The organism is Lysinibacillus sp. (assembly GCF_032093475.1).
GTDB lineage: Bacteria > Bacillota > Bacilli > Bacillales_A > Planococcaceae > Lysinibacillus > Lysinibacillus irui.
The window spans coordinates 1-16,258 of sequence record NZ_DAMDAY010000105.1 but is presented as its reverse complement, the minus strand read 5'-3'; the positions used below and the strand labels follow the sequence as shown (position 1 = coordinate 16,258).

Annotated in this window: 15 protein-coding genes and 1 other annotated feature; all 15 genes read right to left on the bottom strand. The window is 38.7% G+C overall.

Annotated features, from left to right (window positions below; all coding sequences use genetic code 11):
* The coding region (locus tag RT445_RS18400; RefSeq protein WP_313471200.1) for a septum site-determining protein MinC at positions 1–520 on the bottom strand (520 nt) is incomplete at its 3' end.
* 27 nt (positions 521–547) lie between these two features.
* On the bottom strand, positions 548–1,072 hold the full coding sequence (gene mreD / locus RT445_RS18395) for a rod shape-determining protein MreD (protein ID WP_274793939.1): 525 nt from the start codon (positions 1,070–1,072) through the stop codon (positions 548–550).
* On the bottom strand, positions 1,072–1,986 hold the full coding sequence (gene mreC / locus RT445_RS18390; RefSeq protein WP_313471197.1) for a rod shape-determining protein MreC: 915 nt from the start codon (positions 1,984–1,986) through the stop codon (positions 1,072–1,074). Before mreC ends, mreD begins: the two co-directional genes overlap by 1 nt.
* A gap of 13 nt (positions 1,987–1,999) precedes the next feature.
* Positions 2,000–3,019, bottom strand: coding sequence for a rod shape-determining protein (locus tag RT445_RS18385; protein WP_274793941.1), 1,020 nt, complete (start codon positions 3,017–3,019; stop codon positions 2,000–2,002).
* A gap of 621 nt (positions 3,020–3,640) precedes the next feature.
* Entirely contained in the window at positions 3,641–4,312 is a 672-nt protein-coding gene (gene radC, locus RT445_RS18380; protein ID WP_312506781.1) for a RadC family protein, read from the bottom strand.
* Between the two features lie 27 nt (positions 4,313–4,339).
* Positions 4,340–4,933 (bottom strand): Maf family protein, encoded by a 594-nt coding sequence (locus RT445_RS18375; protein WP_274793942.1) that lies wholly within the window; start codon positions 4,931–4,933, stop codon positions 4,340–4,342.
* Between the two features lie 98 nt (positions 4,934–5,031).
* Positions 5,032–5,676 (bottom strand): hypothetical protein, encoded by a 645-nt coding sequence (locus RT445_RS18370; protein WP_274793943.1) that lies wholly within the window; start codon positions 5,674–5,676, stop codon positions 5,032–5,034.
* A 188-nt stretch (positions 5,677–5,864) separates the two neighbouring features.
* Positions 5,865–7,115, bottom strand: coding sequence for a bifunctional folylpolyglutamate synthase/dihydrofolate synthase (locus tag RT445_RS18365; RefSeq protein ID WP_312506762.1), 1,251 nt, complete (start codon positions 7,113–7,115; stop codon positions 5,865–5,867).
* Positions 7,112–8,392 carry a bifunctional folylpolyglutamate synthase/dihydrofolate synthase gene (locus tag RT445_RS18360; RefSeq protein ID WP_312506782.1) on the bottom strand — a complete coding sequence of 427 codons (1,281 nt, stop codon included), beginning with the start codon at positions 8,390–8,392 and terminating at the stop codon, positions 7,112–7,114. The genes RT445_RS18365 and RT445_RS18360 overlap by 4 nt, the downstream gene beginning before the upstream one ends.
* A gap of 325 nt (positions 8,393–8,717) precedes the next feature.
* Positions 8,718–11,363: a valine--tRNA ligase gene (locus RT445_RS18355; protein ID WP_312506763.1), complete on the bottom strand. Its 2,646-nt coding sequence runs from the start codon at positions 11,361–11,363 to the stop codon at positions 8,718–8,720.
* Positions 11,364–11,443: 80 nt separating this feature from the next.
* Positions 11,444–11,703 (bottom strand) — a binding site (T-box leader).
* 272 nt (positions 11,704–11,975) lie between these two features.
* The gene (locus tag RT445_RS18350; RefSeq protein ID WP_312506764.1) at positions 11,976–12,731 is read right to left on the bottom strand and encodes a valyl-tRNA synthetase; all 756 of its coding nucleotides are present in this window, start codon (positions 12,729–12,731) and stop codon (positions 11,976–11,978) included.
* Positions 12,732–12,823: 92 nt separating this feature from the next.
* Positions 12,824–13,270 carry an SRPBCC family protein gene (locus RT445_RS18345; protein WP_313471191.1) on the bottom strand — a complete coding sequence of 149 codons (447 nt, stop codon included), beginning with the start codon at positions 13,268–13,270 and terminating at the stop codon, positions 12,824–12,826.
* Between the two features lie 244 nt (positions 13,271–13,514).
* On the bottom strand, positions 13,515–14,807 hold the full coding sequence (gene hemL, locus RT445_RS18340; RefSeq protein ID WP_312506765.1) for a glutamate-1-semialdehyde 2,1-aminomutase: 1,293 nt from the start codon (positions 14,805–14,807) through the stop codon (positions 13,515–13,517).
* On the bottom strand, positions 14,808–15,788 hold the full coding sequence (hemB, locus tag RT445_RS18335) for a porphobilinogen synthase (protein ID WP_274793950.1): 981 nt from the start codon (positions 15,786–15,788) through the stop codon (positions 14,808–14,810).
* The coding region (locus tag RT445_RS18330; protein WP_313471189.1) for a uroporphyrinogen-III synthase at positions 15,785–16,258 on the bottom strand (474 nt) is incomplete at its 5' end. The genes hemB and RT445_RS18330, both read right to left, overlap by 4 nt.

Genomic DNA, 16,258 nt, shown 5'->3' with positions numbered 1-16,258 from the left:
GAGCTTGATCGGCAATCATGATATGTGTGGCTTCGAATCGAGATGCCGCAATGATGGCTTCTTTATTACCATGCACGCCTGCATGTGCAATCCCTTTCAATTTACCTAGGACATATACATTACCACCAGCCTCTACACGACCATTCGGATTTACATTTCCAACGATGATAATGTCTCCTGACGAACGCAGAATTTGTCCTGATCTGACCACGCCAATATATGTATCTTGTTGACTTTCAATCATTTTCTGGTTGCTTTCATGGACAGTCAGTACTTCACTTTGCACCTTTAATACAATAAGTTGCTCTGTTTCTTCGACAATTTTGATCAATTCATTAATTTGGTCATCAGTACAGTATCGATAGCCTAAGTATAATTGTACATCTACTTTACCATCGATACCGCCTTCTAAAACTTTTTTCTTTAATTCTTCCACTAACTCGCCATACGCACATTGGTCGTCTAGGCGTAGTACAAAACCGTCCTTCGTTCCCTTCATATTAACTAACTGTTTTTTCATGAATGCCTCACCTCACGTTGTTCTTTATTAAGAAACTTCACGTGCTCTCTGTAAGACACGCGCATTAATTAGATATTTGAAGGCCCAACCAAGAATCATTAAAAATAAAGCATTGGCAATGATTGTTGGCAATAGTCGTGAACGTAAGAAATCCGCTAAAGGTATTGCTGTAAAATCGATTAAGAAGAAGAATTGATAGAGTATAAATTCTAAAATTGCTACTAGAACAACTGAAATTGTCGTTGTCACAACTAAGTGCTGATGTATAACTTTCACGATAGACCCTGCTAAAAAACAAATAAGTGGATAAAGTACTGAATATAATCCAATAATATCAATGTAAAAGACATCATACAAGACACCAAAAAAAAGTCCATACATTACCGCACGTTGACGGCTGTAATAGATGGATATAAAAATTAAATATAAGATTAAAAAACGCGGTATCAGATAATAGACTTCCCCTTTAATTTCAATTGGGGAAAGCATGGCAAACTCTGGTTCTACTAAGAACAGTAAAACCGCCACAGAGGGAATGAGAAATCGAACCATCACTCCGCCTCCTCTTTATTCGCCTCTGGCGGATTCGATAAATCCTTATTTGTTGCATTGCCATCTGAGCCATCAATAGCTGTTGACGTACGCTTTGCAATCACGACATGCTCTAAAATTGAAAACTCAGCAGATGGTTTGACATAAGCCATTTTCGTTAAGCCATGATCATCTGTACTAACTTCTGTAATTTCTCCAATCGGGACACCTTTAGGGAAAATTCCACCAAGCCCTGAAGAAACTACTTGCTCGCCTTCCTTAACCTTCATGCTAGAATCGATTCGCTTCATAATGAGTTCATTACGTTCTTCATCAAAGCCCTCGATTAAACCGTATGCTTCTTTTTCTCCTAACACCATCGCAGATACACGATAGTTTGGATTATTTGTATATAAAAGCTCTACCTCAGATGTGAAAGGTGTTACTAGTGTAATCTTACCAACTAGTCCTTTCGCCGTCATAACTGCCATATTCTTTTGAACTCCATGAGAAGACCCTTTATCTAAAATAATTTTCTCTTCCCATTGGTCAGGATTTCTAGCAATCACTGTTGCATGAATTGGATTAAATGCTTTTAAGCTCTCAGTTTTACCCAATAGCTCTCGAAGCTTGCTATTCTCTGATTTTAAATCCGTAGCCTCAGCTTGTACAACTGCAAAATCTTCTAAGCGTGCTTTTAAACGTTTATTTTCTTCGTACGTGTATAAGAGGGAGTCAATATTATTAAAAATGCCATTAATATAATTTGCCGGCTTCGCAACAATTGATTGTGCGACGCCGACAGTATCTTTAATAATTTGCTCTGGTAAAGTTGCATTCGTCCGATCACGTAATGAGAAGCTAATCAATGCCACAAGAAATACCATGCCTACGAGCAGCAAAATTACTTTCTTATTGAAAAAAAAGTGTGGCATTGCCTAAACCCCCTTACCCTTTAACTTGTTGTTGACGAATTAAGTCGATATGATCTAAAGCCTTACCTGTACCAATTGCTACACAATCTAACGGATCTTCCGCGATAAATACTGGCATGTTTGTTTCTTGGCTAATCACTTTGTCCAAGTTAGTTAATAGCGCACCACCACCAGTTAAAACAATTCCGCGTTCCATAACGTCAGCAGACAATTCAGGAGGAGTTTGTTCTAATGTTTTTCGAACACCATCAATAATAGATGCAACAGCTTCACGTAATGATTCAGAAATTTCCTGTGAAGAAATTTCAATTGTTTTCGGTAAACCAGTTAACAGGTCACGTCCTCTAATTTCCATTTTTTCCTCTGAACCTTCTGCTAAGGCAGTACCAATTTCCATTTTCACAGCTTCTGCTGTACGTTCACCAATTGTTAAATTATACGTTTTACGAATATATGAGATGATAGATTGGTCCATAGCATCCCCACCAACACGTACAGATTCACTTGTTACAATACCACCTAATGAAATAACTGCAACTTCTGTTGTACCACCACCGATATCAACAACCATTGAGCCAGTAGGATCCCATACAGGTAGATTAGAACCGATCGCTGCTGCAAATGGCTCTTCGATTGTGAAAGCCTCTTTTGCACCGGCTTGTCGAGCAGCATCAATAACCGCACGTTGTTCAACTGATGTAATACCGTACGGCACACAAATCATAACATTTGGTTTTTTCCAGTTACCGCCGGAGTTTTTACATGCTTCTTTTAAATAATACTCAATCATTGCTGTTGTAATATCGAAATCAGCAATAACACCATCTTTCATTGGGCGAATTGCTACGATTGAGCCAGGTGTACGACCAATCATATTTTTCGCATCATTACCAACGGCAACGATATCTCCTGTTTTTGTATTTTTTGCTACCACTGAAGGTTCACGTAAAACGATTCCCTTTCCTTTAATAAACACTAATGTATTCGCTGTGCCGAGGTCAATCCCGACATCTTTACTTCCTAGTCCAAACAAATTGTGTACTCCCTTTCTATATAAGCCATACTTTCGTTGACATCCATTATCTTTGACGACAATGTATAGGAAAATTGAATTGTGTAGTGTATCTACACAATTGACTCCTCTCAAAATCCATAACATCCGTCAAATTGTTTATCTTCATCAGCCGGTGATTCACACCACGAAAAAACTACACACTCATTCACCTCACCACCAATTTTCGATGGGAGTCCTTCCTGAATAAAGATAAAATTCATACCTTTCATTATAACGGAATAACGCAAGAATTTGTAGTGCCACATACTCCATCTCACAGAAAAGATACTATTTTAATTCCCTCTTAAACTAAAAATAGTACGTATAGATTAGCATATAATTTTTATTCTCATAAAACAATGTGTATCAGGCTACCAATTTTTGTGAAGATAATAGAGTTTCTATGAATACATTAACGATTTGTAAGGAAAAAGGTTCGCCAATATACCACAAAAAAATACAAAAATTTTATGACTACCTATCATTGACACTTTGATGTTATTATTGCACAGATTTTTTAGCTGACTTACATGATGTAATCAATAGGTATTGCTAGCCCCTCCTACCGAAAGCAAAAAACTCTGCACAATACATGCAGAGTTAAAAATATCCTTTTTCCTTCAAACTAATAAATTGATGATCACCAATAATAACATGATCGATTAATTCAATGCCGATAATATAACCAGCTTCAACGATACGCTTCGTAACTTCAATATCCTCCGTACTTGGCGTTGGAACTCCACTAGGGTGATTATGGGCACAAATAATTGAAGCAGCAGATCTCTTGACAGCTTCACGAAAAATTTCCCTAGGATGTACGATGGAGGCATTTAAACTGCCAATAAAAATCGTTTGTTTATGAATAATTTGATTCTTGATATTTAAAAACAGAACGACAAAATGTTCCTGATTAAGCGAAGTCATATCAGGCATTAAATAGGCCGCTGCATCTTGTGGAGAGCGAATAGTAAATTTTTCATCATTATGCTTCTGAGCCAGACGTCTTCCAAGTTCAATGGCTGCTAATAATTGAATAGCTTTTACCTCTCCTATTCCTTTAATGGCCACCATTTCTTCGATGGTTGCGTGCTTCAGATGGTGTAGTCGTTCAAAAACATTTAAAACTCTATTGGCAAGAACTAGCACAGATTCTTCCTTTGTGCCTGTCCTTAACAAAATAGCAAGTAGCTCTAGGTTAGACAAACTTTCAGCCCCTTGCCGTAGTAGCCGTTCACGGGGACGATCCTCCATATTGACATCACGTATCATTAAAGTTGGTACTTCTAGCAAACATACTCACTCCTTCGCAAATTGGACTATTTGTAGCGCTACCAATTGCGAAAACAAAGCTGCAAGTGGTAGACCTACAACATTGTTATAATCTCCTTCAATTCGTTTAACTAATAATGTACCGATTGTTTGTATGCCATATCCACCAGCTTTATCAAATGGATCACCAGAATCTACATATGCTTCGATTAGTTTTTGTGTTAATTGGTGAAAAACAACTGTAGTTTCTTCCACAAAAACAGTTTCCTGACCACTTGGCTCAATAATGGCTACAGCCGTCATCACAACATGCTTATTGTCTGATAGACGTTGTAAGTGAGAAATAGCTTCCTCACGAGATTTTGGCTTATGTAGTAGCTCATTGTCGTACACTACGATTGTATCCGCGCCAATAATCGTGGCTTCTGATGCTTTTTTGGCTACATCGCGTGTCTTTAATAAAGCTACTCCTTTTACATAATCCTGCATGGTTTCTGCTTGTACACTTGTTTCTTCCACTTTACTTGTCATAACCTCAAATGGAAGAGCTAACATGCCAAGCAATTCCTTCCGTCTAGGTGAAGCAGAAGCAAGTATAAGCTTATGATTTGTTTTCAACATTATCTGACCATTCCTCCTTATCCTTATGATAGCGAAGAATGGGCTATTTGAAAATTTTTTAAAAATCAAGATAACGAGGATTTCGCTATGTTTTATGATTAAAATTTAACCTGTAGACACGTATTCTTCGATTGATAATGAGAAAAAACGTGCAAGCGGATGATATTAAGATCGTTGGAAATAGTAGAGGCTGCCGCACCAATAGATTGCCAATCCTCAGGTAATGTGGAATCTTTTCCTTTTTCCTTAAAATTTAATTTTGTGGCATTTTTATCTGCTAAAGCTGCAGGTATTTCCGCAAGTGTGGGCTCCTTACAACTTTCACCACTAACACTAAAGGCTTTTTTAAATGTTGCAGGTTCCTGTAAAAATTCAAGCTGACTTTCTTCAGTCACCATGCTTGTCCATACATAAAATTTCCCATCAACTTGAACAATTGCGCTCTCTTTTAACGCAGGGTACTCTGCAACGAATGAACTGGCACTCTCATAATTTGAGTAGACGCCTGCTTGGCTAGCAAAAAACATCGATGCATTCGATGTATTGCTTGTCTCACCAGCAGTTGGAATCGTCTCTGATTGTGATTGATTATTTGCCACTTCACTACCGTTTTTCTTTAATGGTAATTGCGTACTCGCTTGTAAAGCACCCAAAAAAATAGCTACCCCTAATAGACCAACAAATCCACCTATAATCATTGCTCGAAATATTTGTTTTTTCATCACATGATTGACAATTTTCATTCATCTTCACCTCATCCTTCCACCTATCTATCCTACGAGTAACTTTTTCAAACATACTATGATTCAATATGATATAAGTATATGTAGGTTATGAAGTGTAAATGCGAAATTATTGTTTTTTGATACATAACTAGGTTTGCTAGTATATATAAAAAAACTAGGACCCTCTCTCAAGAGCCCTAGTCTTTTCATTCTTTTAATCTATTACGGACAGCTGTTAATAAATATAACGAGCCAGATACAACCGTTCTTTGCTTGCTCTGTGATTGTGCCTGTAAAAAGGAGGCATAATCAACTAGGACGGTCTTTGAAGTTGCATTAGAAAGCTCTAGCATTTTTTGCGCAGTCATGGCACGTGGATTGTCAAAATCAACAAAATAAAAATCATCACTAACCTGCTCAAAAATTTGTAAAATCTGCTGAACATCTTTATCTGCTAGTATACCAATGACAAATGTGATCGGTTCACTAGGAAACTCATTCTTAATCGTTTCTACTAATTTTTCTGCACTTGCTGGATTATGAGCACCATCCAAAATAATAAAAGGCATTATTTCTTCAAAACGTCCTAAAATCGAGGCATTTTGCACCGCTTGTCTAATGGCTGAATGATTGATCGATACATTTAAAACAGAAGCCACTTCAAAAAACGCTGTGATAGCTAGTGCCATATTATTTGCCTGATGTCCACCTTTCATGGAACGTGTTAGGTTTGAAATTTGGCAATGTTGGGCTTCATTCGTATAGCATTCCCCATCAGGAGTGGCCATAATCGCAAAATGATGGCCTAATTCAAAAACAGCGGCTCTTTTGTCAGAAGCTTTATTATAAACAACACGCTTCGCTGCGTCTGGTAATTCACCAATAATGACCGGGCAATGTTGTTTAATAATCCCCGCTTTGTGATGGGCAATACTTTCAAGTGTATCCCCTAAAAACTTTGTATGTTCTAAAGCTATGCTCGGGATAATGGAAGCAATCGGTGTTACGACATTCGTGCTATCCAATAAACCACCCATACCCGCTTCAATCAACGCGATATCCACCTTCTTATTTACAAAATGTAAAAAGGCTACTACCGTTAAGAGCTCAAAATCTGTTAATTTCCCACTAAGTCCTGCTTGCTGCATTTGTTGAAATACTCGGTCCATTTCAGTAGCTGAAATAGCTTGACCATTTACTTGAATTTGATCATGAACATCAACTATACAAGGTGACATAAATTTACCCACTCGTAATCCATGTTCTTGAGCAATGGCCTCTAGGAAGGTTAATGTAGAGCCCTTCCCATTAGAGCCAGCTAAATGGACAACACGCAATGTTTGTTGCGGATTACCTACTAGAGACAAAGCTTCTTCAATGGCCGCTAGACCAGGTTTAATGACATCATCACTTTCGACTTGCCACTTCACTTTATAATGATCAAAGCTTGGTATCATTGTCCATCCCCCTGTAGCCATTGTCGAACTTCCGCTATAAAGTATAAAGAACCTGTAATCACCACAATATCTTCTTTATGTCTCTCATGTAAGACTGTTTGAACGGTATGTTGCCATTCTTGATGATGTAGTTTATTAGGATTTGTTGACAATATCGCTAAGCTTTCGGCATCCATCGCATTTGGTAAATTTATTTGTGTAAAAGCAATAGAAGTTGCAACGGCATCCATTAACGCAATGCTGTTGGCATGATCCTTATCTGCTAATGCAGCATAAATAAAGTGATATTTTTTTTGCGGATAGACTCCTTCTAGTGTTTTAATAAGGGCAGCTGTACCTTCGGAATTATGCGCCCCATCTAGAATTATATGATTAGGCCATTGTTCAAAGCGTCCTGCCCATTGCGCACGACGTAGACCGTGACGTATTGAATCGTCAGCAATGGTGATTGCTCCTTCCTCACGTAAGATGAGCATAGCCGTTATCGCAAGACTTGCATTACTAATTTGATGAGGGCCAGCCATTTTTAAGGATATATTTGACATCCTGAACTGTTCTCTTTCATATGTAAATTGCTGAAAGTCTGTATTTTGGGAAATAGAGGAAACCTTGAAATCTTGCCCTAAAATAAAGCACGGTGCATGTCGTTCTTCTGATGTAGCTTTTATGACAGCCAATGCCTCCTCATGCTCCACACCAACGACAACAGGTAAGCCATCCTTGATGATTCCAGCTTTTTCGGCAGCAACCTTTGCAAATGTGTCACCTAAAAATGCTGTATGTTCAAGAGAGATTGTTGTAATGATGGCTAAAAGTGGTGTTACAACATTTGTTGCATCTAAACGTCCTCCAAGACCTGTTTCAATAAGCGCTAAATCTACTTCTCGATCGGCAAAATATTGGAACATTATTAATGTCACTACTTCAAAGAAGCTCGGAAAATCTCCATTGTATTGCTCTTCTATTATTTCGGCAACTTGATTGAAATAGTATAAAAATTGCTCATCAGAGATTTGTACGCCATTAATGGTTATACGTTCATTAACTCGCTCTAAATGCGGGGACGTAAATGCTCCTACTTTGTAACCTGCATGTTGTAGCATTTCTCTTAGTGCATTGACTGTTGAACCTTTGCCATTTGAACCGGCCACATGGATAACGCGTAGTTTGTCTTGTGGATTGTTCAAATGAGCTAGTACTTCCCGCATGAGTACAAGAGGCTGACGTTTATGATCAACTGCTTTTAAAGTAAAGATAAATTTTGTACATTCCTTCATTGTGTTAAACAATAGAAAACACTCCCTCTTACTGCAATACCTTTATTTTAGTACAAGTATCATTTAATAACATAGCTAAATGTCAAAACTCTAAAAAACACGAAGTGAGCGACTGCATGTTAGCACTCTCTTTTGTTTATGCATCTGGTGAGCATCTAGAAAAGCACCCATATTTTCTAAAATAATTTGACGTCATTATTTATCAGTGGAAGTTCTTTTTAGTATTGATATATAAATCCAAAGATTATTGTAAATAACACTATATGTTTTTCCTAAGCCGCACAAAAAAAGCAATGGATGACTTTCCTCATCCATTGCTTCTAGCTTACATATTTTTTAACTCTTCTAAACGTTTTAAAACAACGGCATGTTTACTTTCATAATCCGCTAATTTTTCACGCTCTGCATTCACTAATGCTTCAGGTGCTTTCGATACAAATTTCTCATTTGATAGCTTACCTGTAACAAGCTTCACTTCTTTTGCCCATTTCTCTAACTCTTTTTCAAGGCGAGCGATTTCTTCCTCTAGGTTAATAAGTCCAACAAGTGGTAAGAAAACTTGTGCTCCTGTCACAACTGCCGTCATTGATTGACCTGGCGCTTCTAAGCCTTCACCAATTGTTAGTGTATCAGGATTACAGAATTTTTCTAAATAAGCTTTATTCGCCTCAAGAACCGTCACTGTTGCAGCATCTTTTGCTGAAATAAATAACGGTACTTTTTTGCTCATTGGTGTGTTCACTTCCGCACGAATATTACGTACTGAACGTATAATATCCATTAGGAGCTTCATATTATCTGCTTCATCAGCAAAATGAAGGTCCTCACGTACTGTTGGCCATGCAGCCACAGTAATAGATTCACCATCATGCGGTAAGTGCTGCCAAATTTCCTCTGTAATGAACGGCATAAATGGATGTAATAGACGCATTGTTTGATCTAGAACGTAAGCTAAAATAGAACGAGTTGTCTTTTTAGCTGCTTCATCCTCACCGTAAAGTGGTAATTTCGCCATTTCAATGTACCAAGAACAGAAATCATCCCAAATGAAATTGTAAAGTTCACGGCCTACTTCTCCAAATTCATAGCGTTCTGCAAGAGAAGTTACACGTTCGATAGTCTCATTTAAGCGCGTTAAGATCCATTTGTCAGCAACGGATTTTTCACCTGTTAAGTCGATTTCATCAAATGTCATACCGTCCATATTCATAAGCGCAAAACGTGATGCATTCCAAATCTTATTAGCAAAGTTCCATACTGACTCTACTTTTTCGGTTGTATAGCGCAAATCTTGACCAGGTGATGAACCTGTTGCTAAGAAGTAACGTAATGAATCAGCACCATATTGTTCAATAACATCCATTGGATCAACACCATTGCCAAGTGATTTACTCATTTTACGTCCTTCGCCATCACGTACTAAGCCGTGAATTAATACATCTTGGAATGGCCGTTGACCTGTGAATTCTAAACCTTGGAAAATCATGCGAGATACCCAGAAGAAAATAATATCATAGCCCGTTACAAGTGTATTTGTTGGGTAATAGCGTTTATATTCTTCATTCGCTTCATCCGGCCAGCCCATTGTAGAAAACGGCCATAGTGCAGATGAGAACCAAGTATCTAGGACATCTTCATCCTGTGTCCAATTTTCTGCATCAGCTGGGGCTTCTTTCCCTACGTAGATTTCGCCTGTTTCATTATGATACCAAGCTGGGATTTGATGACCCCACCATAATTGACGAGAGATACACCAATCACGAATATTTTCCATCCAGCGAGAATATGTGTTTTCAAAACGAGCTGGTACGAAGTTTACTTTCCCTTCTGCGTCCTTTTGTAGTTCAAGGGAAGCATCAGCAAGTGGCTGCATTTTAACGAACCATTGTGCTGAAAGATATGGCTCAACAACAGCACCTGAACGTTCCGAGTGTCCTACTGAATGCATATGCTCTTCAATTCGGATTAGCACGCCTGCTTCTTGTAAATCAGCAACGATTTGCTTACGGCATTCGAAACGGTCCATTCCTTTATACTTACCAGCAAGATCGTTCATTGTGCCATCTTCATTCATGACAAGGATGCGCTCTAGATTGTGACGGTTACCTACTTCAAAGTCGTTTGGATCATGGGCAGGAGTCATTTTAACAACCCCAGTACCAAATTCCATGTCAACGTAATCGTCTGCAACAATTGGAATTTCGCGGCCTACAATCGGTAAAATAACCGTTTTACCAATTAAATGCTTATAGCGCTCATCATTCGGGTGAACTGCTACCCCAGAGTCACCTAGCATTGTTTCTGGACGTGTTGTGGCAACTTCCACATATCCTGAACCATCAGCTAAAGGATATTTCATATGGTAAAAGGCACCTTGCACATCCTGGTATATTACCTCGATATCTGACAATGCTGTTTTCGCTGCAGGGTCCCAGTTAATAATGCGTTCACCACGGTAAATTAAACCTTTTTCATATAATTGAACAAACACTGTTTTAACAGCATCTGAAAGACCACTATCTAATGTGAAACGTTCACGCGTATAGTCTAATCCAAGGCCAAGCTTTGCCCATTGATCGCGAATATGTCCAGCATATTCTTCTTTCCATTCCCATGTTTTTTCAAGGAATTTTTCACGACCTAAATCATAACGTGTAATATTATCTTCACGCAGTTTCGCTTCTACTTTAGCTTGAGTGGCAATACCTGCATGGTCCATACCTGGTAGCCATAGTGCATCGTAGCCTTGCATTCGTTTCATACGAATAAGAATATCTTGTAATGTTGTATCCCAAGCGTGACCAAGGTGTAATTTTCCTGTTACATTTGGTGGTGGAATAACGATTGAATAGGGTTTTTTCCCGCTTTCAGGCTGTGCCTCGAAAAATTTCCCTTGCAACCACCATTCATAGCGACCTGCTTCTATGGACTTCGGGTCATATTTTGTTGGCATTGAAATGTTTTCTGTCATATTGACTCCTCCTAATGTCTGTAGAATGTTGGTAAAATAACGCTGTTCATTTTTTACCCAACAAAAAAACTCCTCTCGTCAAAAAGGACGAAGGAGTTTTAGTTCGCGGTACCACCTTTAATTCCAGCAGTAGATAAGATAAATGTAAATAAATCACATTTTCTCAGCCTAAATTACTGGCTCTTAATTCGGTAACGGTGTTTAACCGGCTTTAACTACTATTAGTTCACTAAAGCTGCTCAAGGGCTACCTTCAATTACGTACAAATAGAAACTTCTCAGCAACCGTTTCCTCTCTGAAAATGTAAATATAATTTACTCTTCCCCATCATAGCATCTGTATTTGATTTTCCTTATTGTACCGCAGAAACGTGTCATTTTTCAAGTGATTTAGTCATCTTTTAGTAAGAGTAAAGTAAATAGAAAGGAAGTGAGTATTCAAATGCGACGACGCAAGTATAACCCTTGGCTTTTACCACCTTGGCTACGGCAGGTTCGTTTTTATTGTAGAACTATTATCGTACCCATTTGTGCTTTTCAATTTATCCGTGTCATTATTGTGCCAACATCAGGTGATCTAATCTTCTTATTGCTCCTGCTACTTCTCTGCTATTTACTTTTGAAAGACATCATTTGAAACACGGACTTTAAGCGGTGTATATTCTTCTGTAAGGTCCCAAATCATGGAAGGCACTTCATGCCAGGAGCTGGATTCACGCACAACAATATGACTGGAGGATTCCCTCATCACTGCTTTTTGGTCTACTGTTGTCACTTTTTCTTGGCGTGAAGCTGCTGCTACGGCTTGGGGTTGTTCTATATGCATACTTTCTTCAATCGTAGCAATCGCCTTTTCTTGCTCGAAGGCTTGAACAGAGAGGTGTTGACTGTCTAACATATCCTTTTCAACAATGGGCTCATATTCATTAAAAATACTTGTTACTGTCCACTCAAGCTGACACATTTGATTTGTTAGACTAGGACGAATATCTTTGACCATTAAATCTTTAAGATCCGATTCTTTTGGTAAATCCACATGTAAAGGTACAGCATACTCAAAATAACCAGTATCGCCTTGGATATCAAGGGCATCAATTGTAATTAGTTCTTCATCGTCTGTAAATGCTTCCATATCTTGAAAATCAAAGCGAACGTGAGCGGTGATGTGGTAGATGCCCATAAGTCGAAGTGAATCCTCTAACTGCATTGCCTGCCACTGAGGCTTAATTTGCACTGCTGCTATTTCAGTTGGGCAGCCGTATCCAGGAAAACAAAATGTTTCGCGCATATTCCATGTTTTTTGTTCGATAATAATCCCTCCCTTTGCATCATATGACAATTGGGAGGGTAGTATGCTAGAATGCTTCAAGTTACATACAACGATAAGAGCATTCTAGTAAAAAAATGGCATGCTAGAGAATTTCATCTAGCATGCCATTTTATGAATGATCTTCCATTCAATTAAACATGTACTAATTTAATTTTATTCGCTACACGATCTGTTAACATTTGTGTTGCTTTTGGAACGATCGGTTTGAAAATTGGATTTAAAACAGGTCCTGCCAAGCCGCCAGCGACTACTTCTAAAAAACCTGTCATTTTTGTATTTTCAGCATCAATGCTTTCTGCAAGGAAATAGCCATTTCCAGTGAAATTATCAGAAAGCCCCTTTAATTCGAATGTTACTTTTGAGGGCGCTACCCATTCTAAAATGATAATTTCTACTTCTACTGTTTTTTTCAAAACACCAACATTACCTTTAAATGTCCATGTTGAATGTTTATCATCAATCATTTCATGTGAATTATAACCTGGGACAAGTTTTGCCCATTTTTCCATATCACTGACGAAATCCCATACATGATCAATTCCTACGGGTACTTCGACTGTATGTGTGCCTGTTGCCATATCAATTCACTACTTTCTTTTATGAATAGCTATATTATAAACGATATCGCCCACAATTTGGCTATGCTGAAAGATATAATTTTGACAAAAACAGGTCCTTCATCCAGTATAGATGATCTTGCTTACTAGTTAATATATGCTAGTTCCTCATTTTTCTCATTCATTCCTCAAGCACTACCTTATTTTCAATTTTGGTCATCAAAAAAGAGCATGATAGAAATTCTTCTATCATGCTCTCTCATTTTTATCGCGCTAATTGCGCAAACACTTTATAGAATGCATCTACTGTTTTAGTAATGTGTTCTTCCGTATGAGCTGTAGAAATAAATAATCCCTCAAACTGAGATGGTGGCAGGAAGATGCCTTCCTCTGCCATCAATCGGAAGTATTCCGCGAATAATTGTAAGTCGGATGTTTTAGCTGAGGCAAAGTCAACAACCTCATCATTTGTAAAGAAGAAACCAATCATCGAGCCAGCACGATTTACTGTATGTGGAATATTGTATTTCGTAGCTGCCTCACGGAAACCAGCCTCTAGCTGATCACCTAATTGTTTAAAGTAATCATATGTTCCGTGATCTAAACGTGATAACGTTTCATAGCCAGCCGTCATCGCCAACGGGTTTCCTGATAATGTACCCGCTTGATAAATCGGTCCTGCAGGGGCTACTTGCTCCATAATCTCTTTTTTCCCAGCAAATGCACCTACAGGGAGGCCTCCACCAATAACTTTACCTAATGTAGTGATATCAGGCGTTACCCCAAAATAACCTTGTGCACAACCGTAGTCTACACGGAAGCCTGTCATTACCTCATCAAAGATTAATAACGCGCCATGCTCAGATGTAAGTGCACGTAAACCTTCTAAGAAACCTGGTTTTGGTGGTACAACACCCATGTTCCCTGCAACAGGCTCTACAATCACTGCTGCTAGCTCTGCACCAAATTTTTCGAAAACAACTTTTGCCCCTTCTAAATCATTATAGGCAACTGTTAACGTATTCCGTGCAATATCTGCTGGAACACCAGGGCTATCAGGTAAACCTAATGTCGCAACTCCTGAACCTGCTTTAATTAATAAAGAGTCTCCATGACCATGATAAGAACCTTCAAATTTTAAAATTTTATCTCGCCCTGTAACCCCACGAGCTACACGTAACGCAGACATTGTAGCTTCTGTTCCTGAAGAAACAAAGCGAATCATTTCCATGCCTGGTAGACGATCTAATACTAATTGAGCTAAACGATTTTCTGTATAGCTTGGCGCACCAAAGGATGAACCTTTTGCTGCTGTGTCAGCAATCGCTTTGACTACCTCTGGATGTGTATGTCCCAAAATTAATGGACCCCAAGATAGTACGTAATCAATATACTCATTGCCGTCAATGTCTTTAATAATCGCACCATGGCCAGATTCCATAAAAATCGGGTCCATATTCACTGATTTGAATGCACGTACTGGGCTGCTAACACCACCTGGCATTAACTGAACCGCCTCAGCATAGGCTTGTTTTGATTTTTCGTAAGAACGTGTCATTTATTTCTCCTCCAACCAACGTGCAACATCTTTTGCATGATACGTGATGATTAAATCAGAGCCTGCTCGTTTCATGCCTAATAATGTTTCAAGCACAACTTTTTTCTCTTCAATCCAGCCATTTATAGCTGCCGCCTTAATCATCGCATATTCACCAGAAACATTATAGGCAACAAGCGGTAATGGATAGTTATTTTTCATATCTCGGATAATATCTAAATAACTAAGAGCCGGCTTCACAATTAAGAAATCTGCTCCCTCTTCAATATCTGATTCTGCCTCACGGAATGCCTCTAGGCGGTTCGATGGATCCATTTGGTAGGATTTACGATCGCCAAATTGAGGAGCTCCATCTGCAGCGTCACGGAATGGACCATAGTAGCTAGATGCATATTTGACTGCATAAGACATAATTGGAATATGTTCAAATCCTGCTTCGTCAAGTCCTGCACGAATCGCTACAACAAAACCATCCATCATATTAGATGGAGCAATAATATCCGCTCCTGCTTTTGCTTGTGATACAGCGGTACGGGCTAACACGTCTAATGAAGGATCATTTAAAATTTGATCGCCTTCTATTAATCCGCAATGTCCATGATCTGTGAATTCACATAAACATGTATCCGCAATAACTAATAGCTCAGGATGACGTTTTTTTATTAAACGAGTCGCTTCTTGAACGATACCATGATCATGGAACGCACCTGTTCCAACAGCATCTTTTTCAGCTGGTAACCCAAATAAAATAACTGCAGGTATGCCTAAAGCTACAACCTCATCAATTTCTACTTCCAATTTATCCAATGAAAATTGAAAAACGCCAGGCATAGAAGGTACTTCATTTTTAATGTTCTCGCCTTCAATTACAAAAATAGGATAGATCAGGTCCTCTTTATGTAAATATGTTTCTTTTACCATTGATCGCATTGTCGCATTCGTACGCAAGCGACGATGTCTTTGAAATTGTAATTTTGTCATGATTTGTCCCCTACTTTCATAATTTCTTCGATGACTGCTTGCATTGTATATACACTTGGCATAATATCCACAGTAGCACCGTATTGTTCAAGAGCCGCTTCTGTAATATGACCGATGGCTGCGATACGCGTTGCTTGCCAGCCAATCTGTGACGCTACATCCTTTGCGTATACATCAACCGCTGAAGGACTAGCAAAAATCACAGTAACATCTTGTTGGTGATGAATACAATTCATAATAACAGATGTCTGATCATGTCTTTCCACCGTTTCGTAAACTGTCCACTCAACTAAATCAAACGGCAGTCCATCCTTTAGTGTACTTTTCGCCTTTTCTCCTCGTATAAACAGGCAACTCGGACAGCTACCCGCTACAGCCGGAAATTCTTTAACGAAAATATCAGCACTAAATACAGAGGGCATAAAGCTCACTTCAAAGCCAAGCTTTTCTAACGCTGATGTTGTTTTTGT

Excerpts from the sequence above, each read along its gene's own strand:
- RT445_RS18375 (WP_274793942.1), bottom strand. The coding sequence starts at position 4,933 with ATGTTGAAAACAAATCATAAGCTTATACTTGCTTCTGCTTCACCTAGA.
- mreC (WP_313471197.1), bottom strand. The coding sequence starts at position 1,986 with ATGCCACACTTTTTTTTCAATAAGAAAGTAATTTTGCTGCTCGTAGGC.
- radC (WP_312506781.1), bottom strand. The coding sequence starts at position 4,312 with ATGATACGTGATGTCAATATGGAGGATCGTCCCCGTGAACGGCTACTA.
- RT445_RS18355 (WP_312506763.1), bottom strand. The coding sequence starts at position 11,363 with ATGACAGAAAACATTTCAATGCCAACAAAATATGACCCGAAGTCCATA.
- hemB (WP_274793950.1), bottom strand. The coding sequence starts at position 15,788 with ATGACAAAATTACAATTTCAAAGACATCGTCGCTTGCGTACGAATGCG.
- RT445_RS18360 (WP_312506782.1), bottom strand. The coding sequence starts at position 8,392 with ATGAAGGAATGTACAAAATTTATCTTTACTTTAAAAGCAGTTGATCAT.
- RT445_RS18365 (WP_312506762.1), bottom strand. The coding sequence starts at position 7,115 with ATGATACCAAGCTTTGATCATTATAAAGTGAAGTGGCAAGTCGAAAGT.
- RT445_RS18370 (WP_274793943.1), bottom strand. The coding sequence starts at position 5,676 with ATGAAAATTGTCAATCATGTGATGAAAAAACAAATATTTCGAGCAATG.
- mreD (WP_274793939.1), bottom strand. The coding sequence starts at position 1,072 with ATGGTTCGATTTCTCATTCCCTCTGTGGCGGTTTTACTGTTCTTAGTA.
- RT445_RS18345 (WP_313471191.1), bottom strand. The coding sequence starts at position 13,270 with ATGGCAACAGGCACACATACAGTCGAAGTACCCGTAGGAATTGATCAT.
- hemL (WP_312506765.1), bottom strand. The coding sequence starts at position 14,807 with ATGACACGTTCTTACGAAAAATCAAAACAAGCCTATGCTGAGGCGGTT.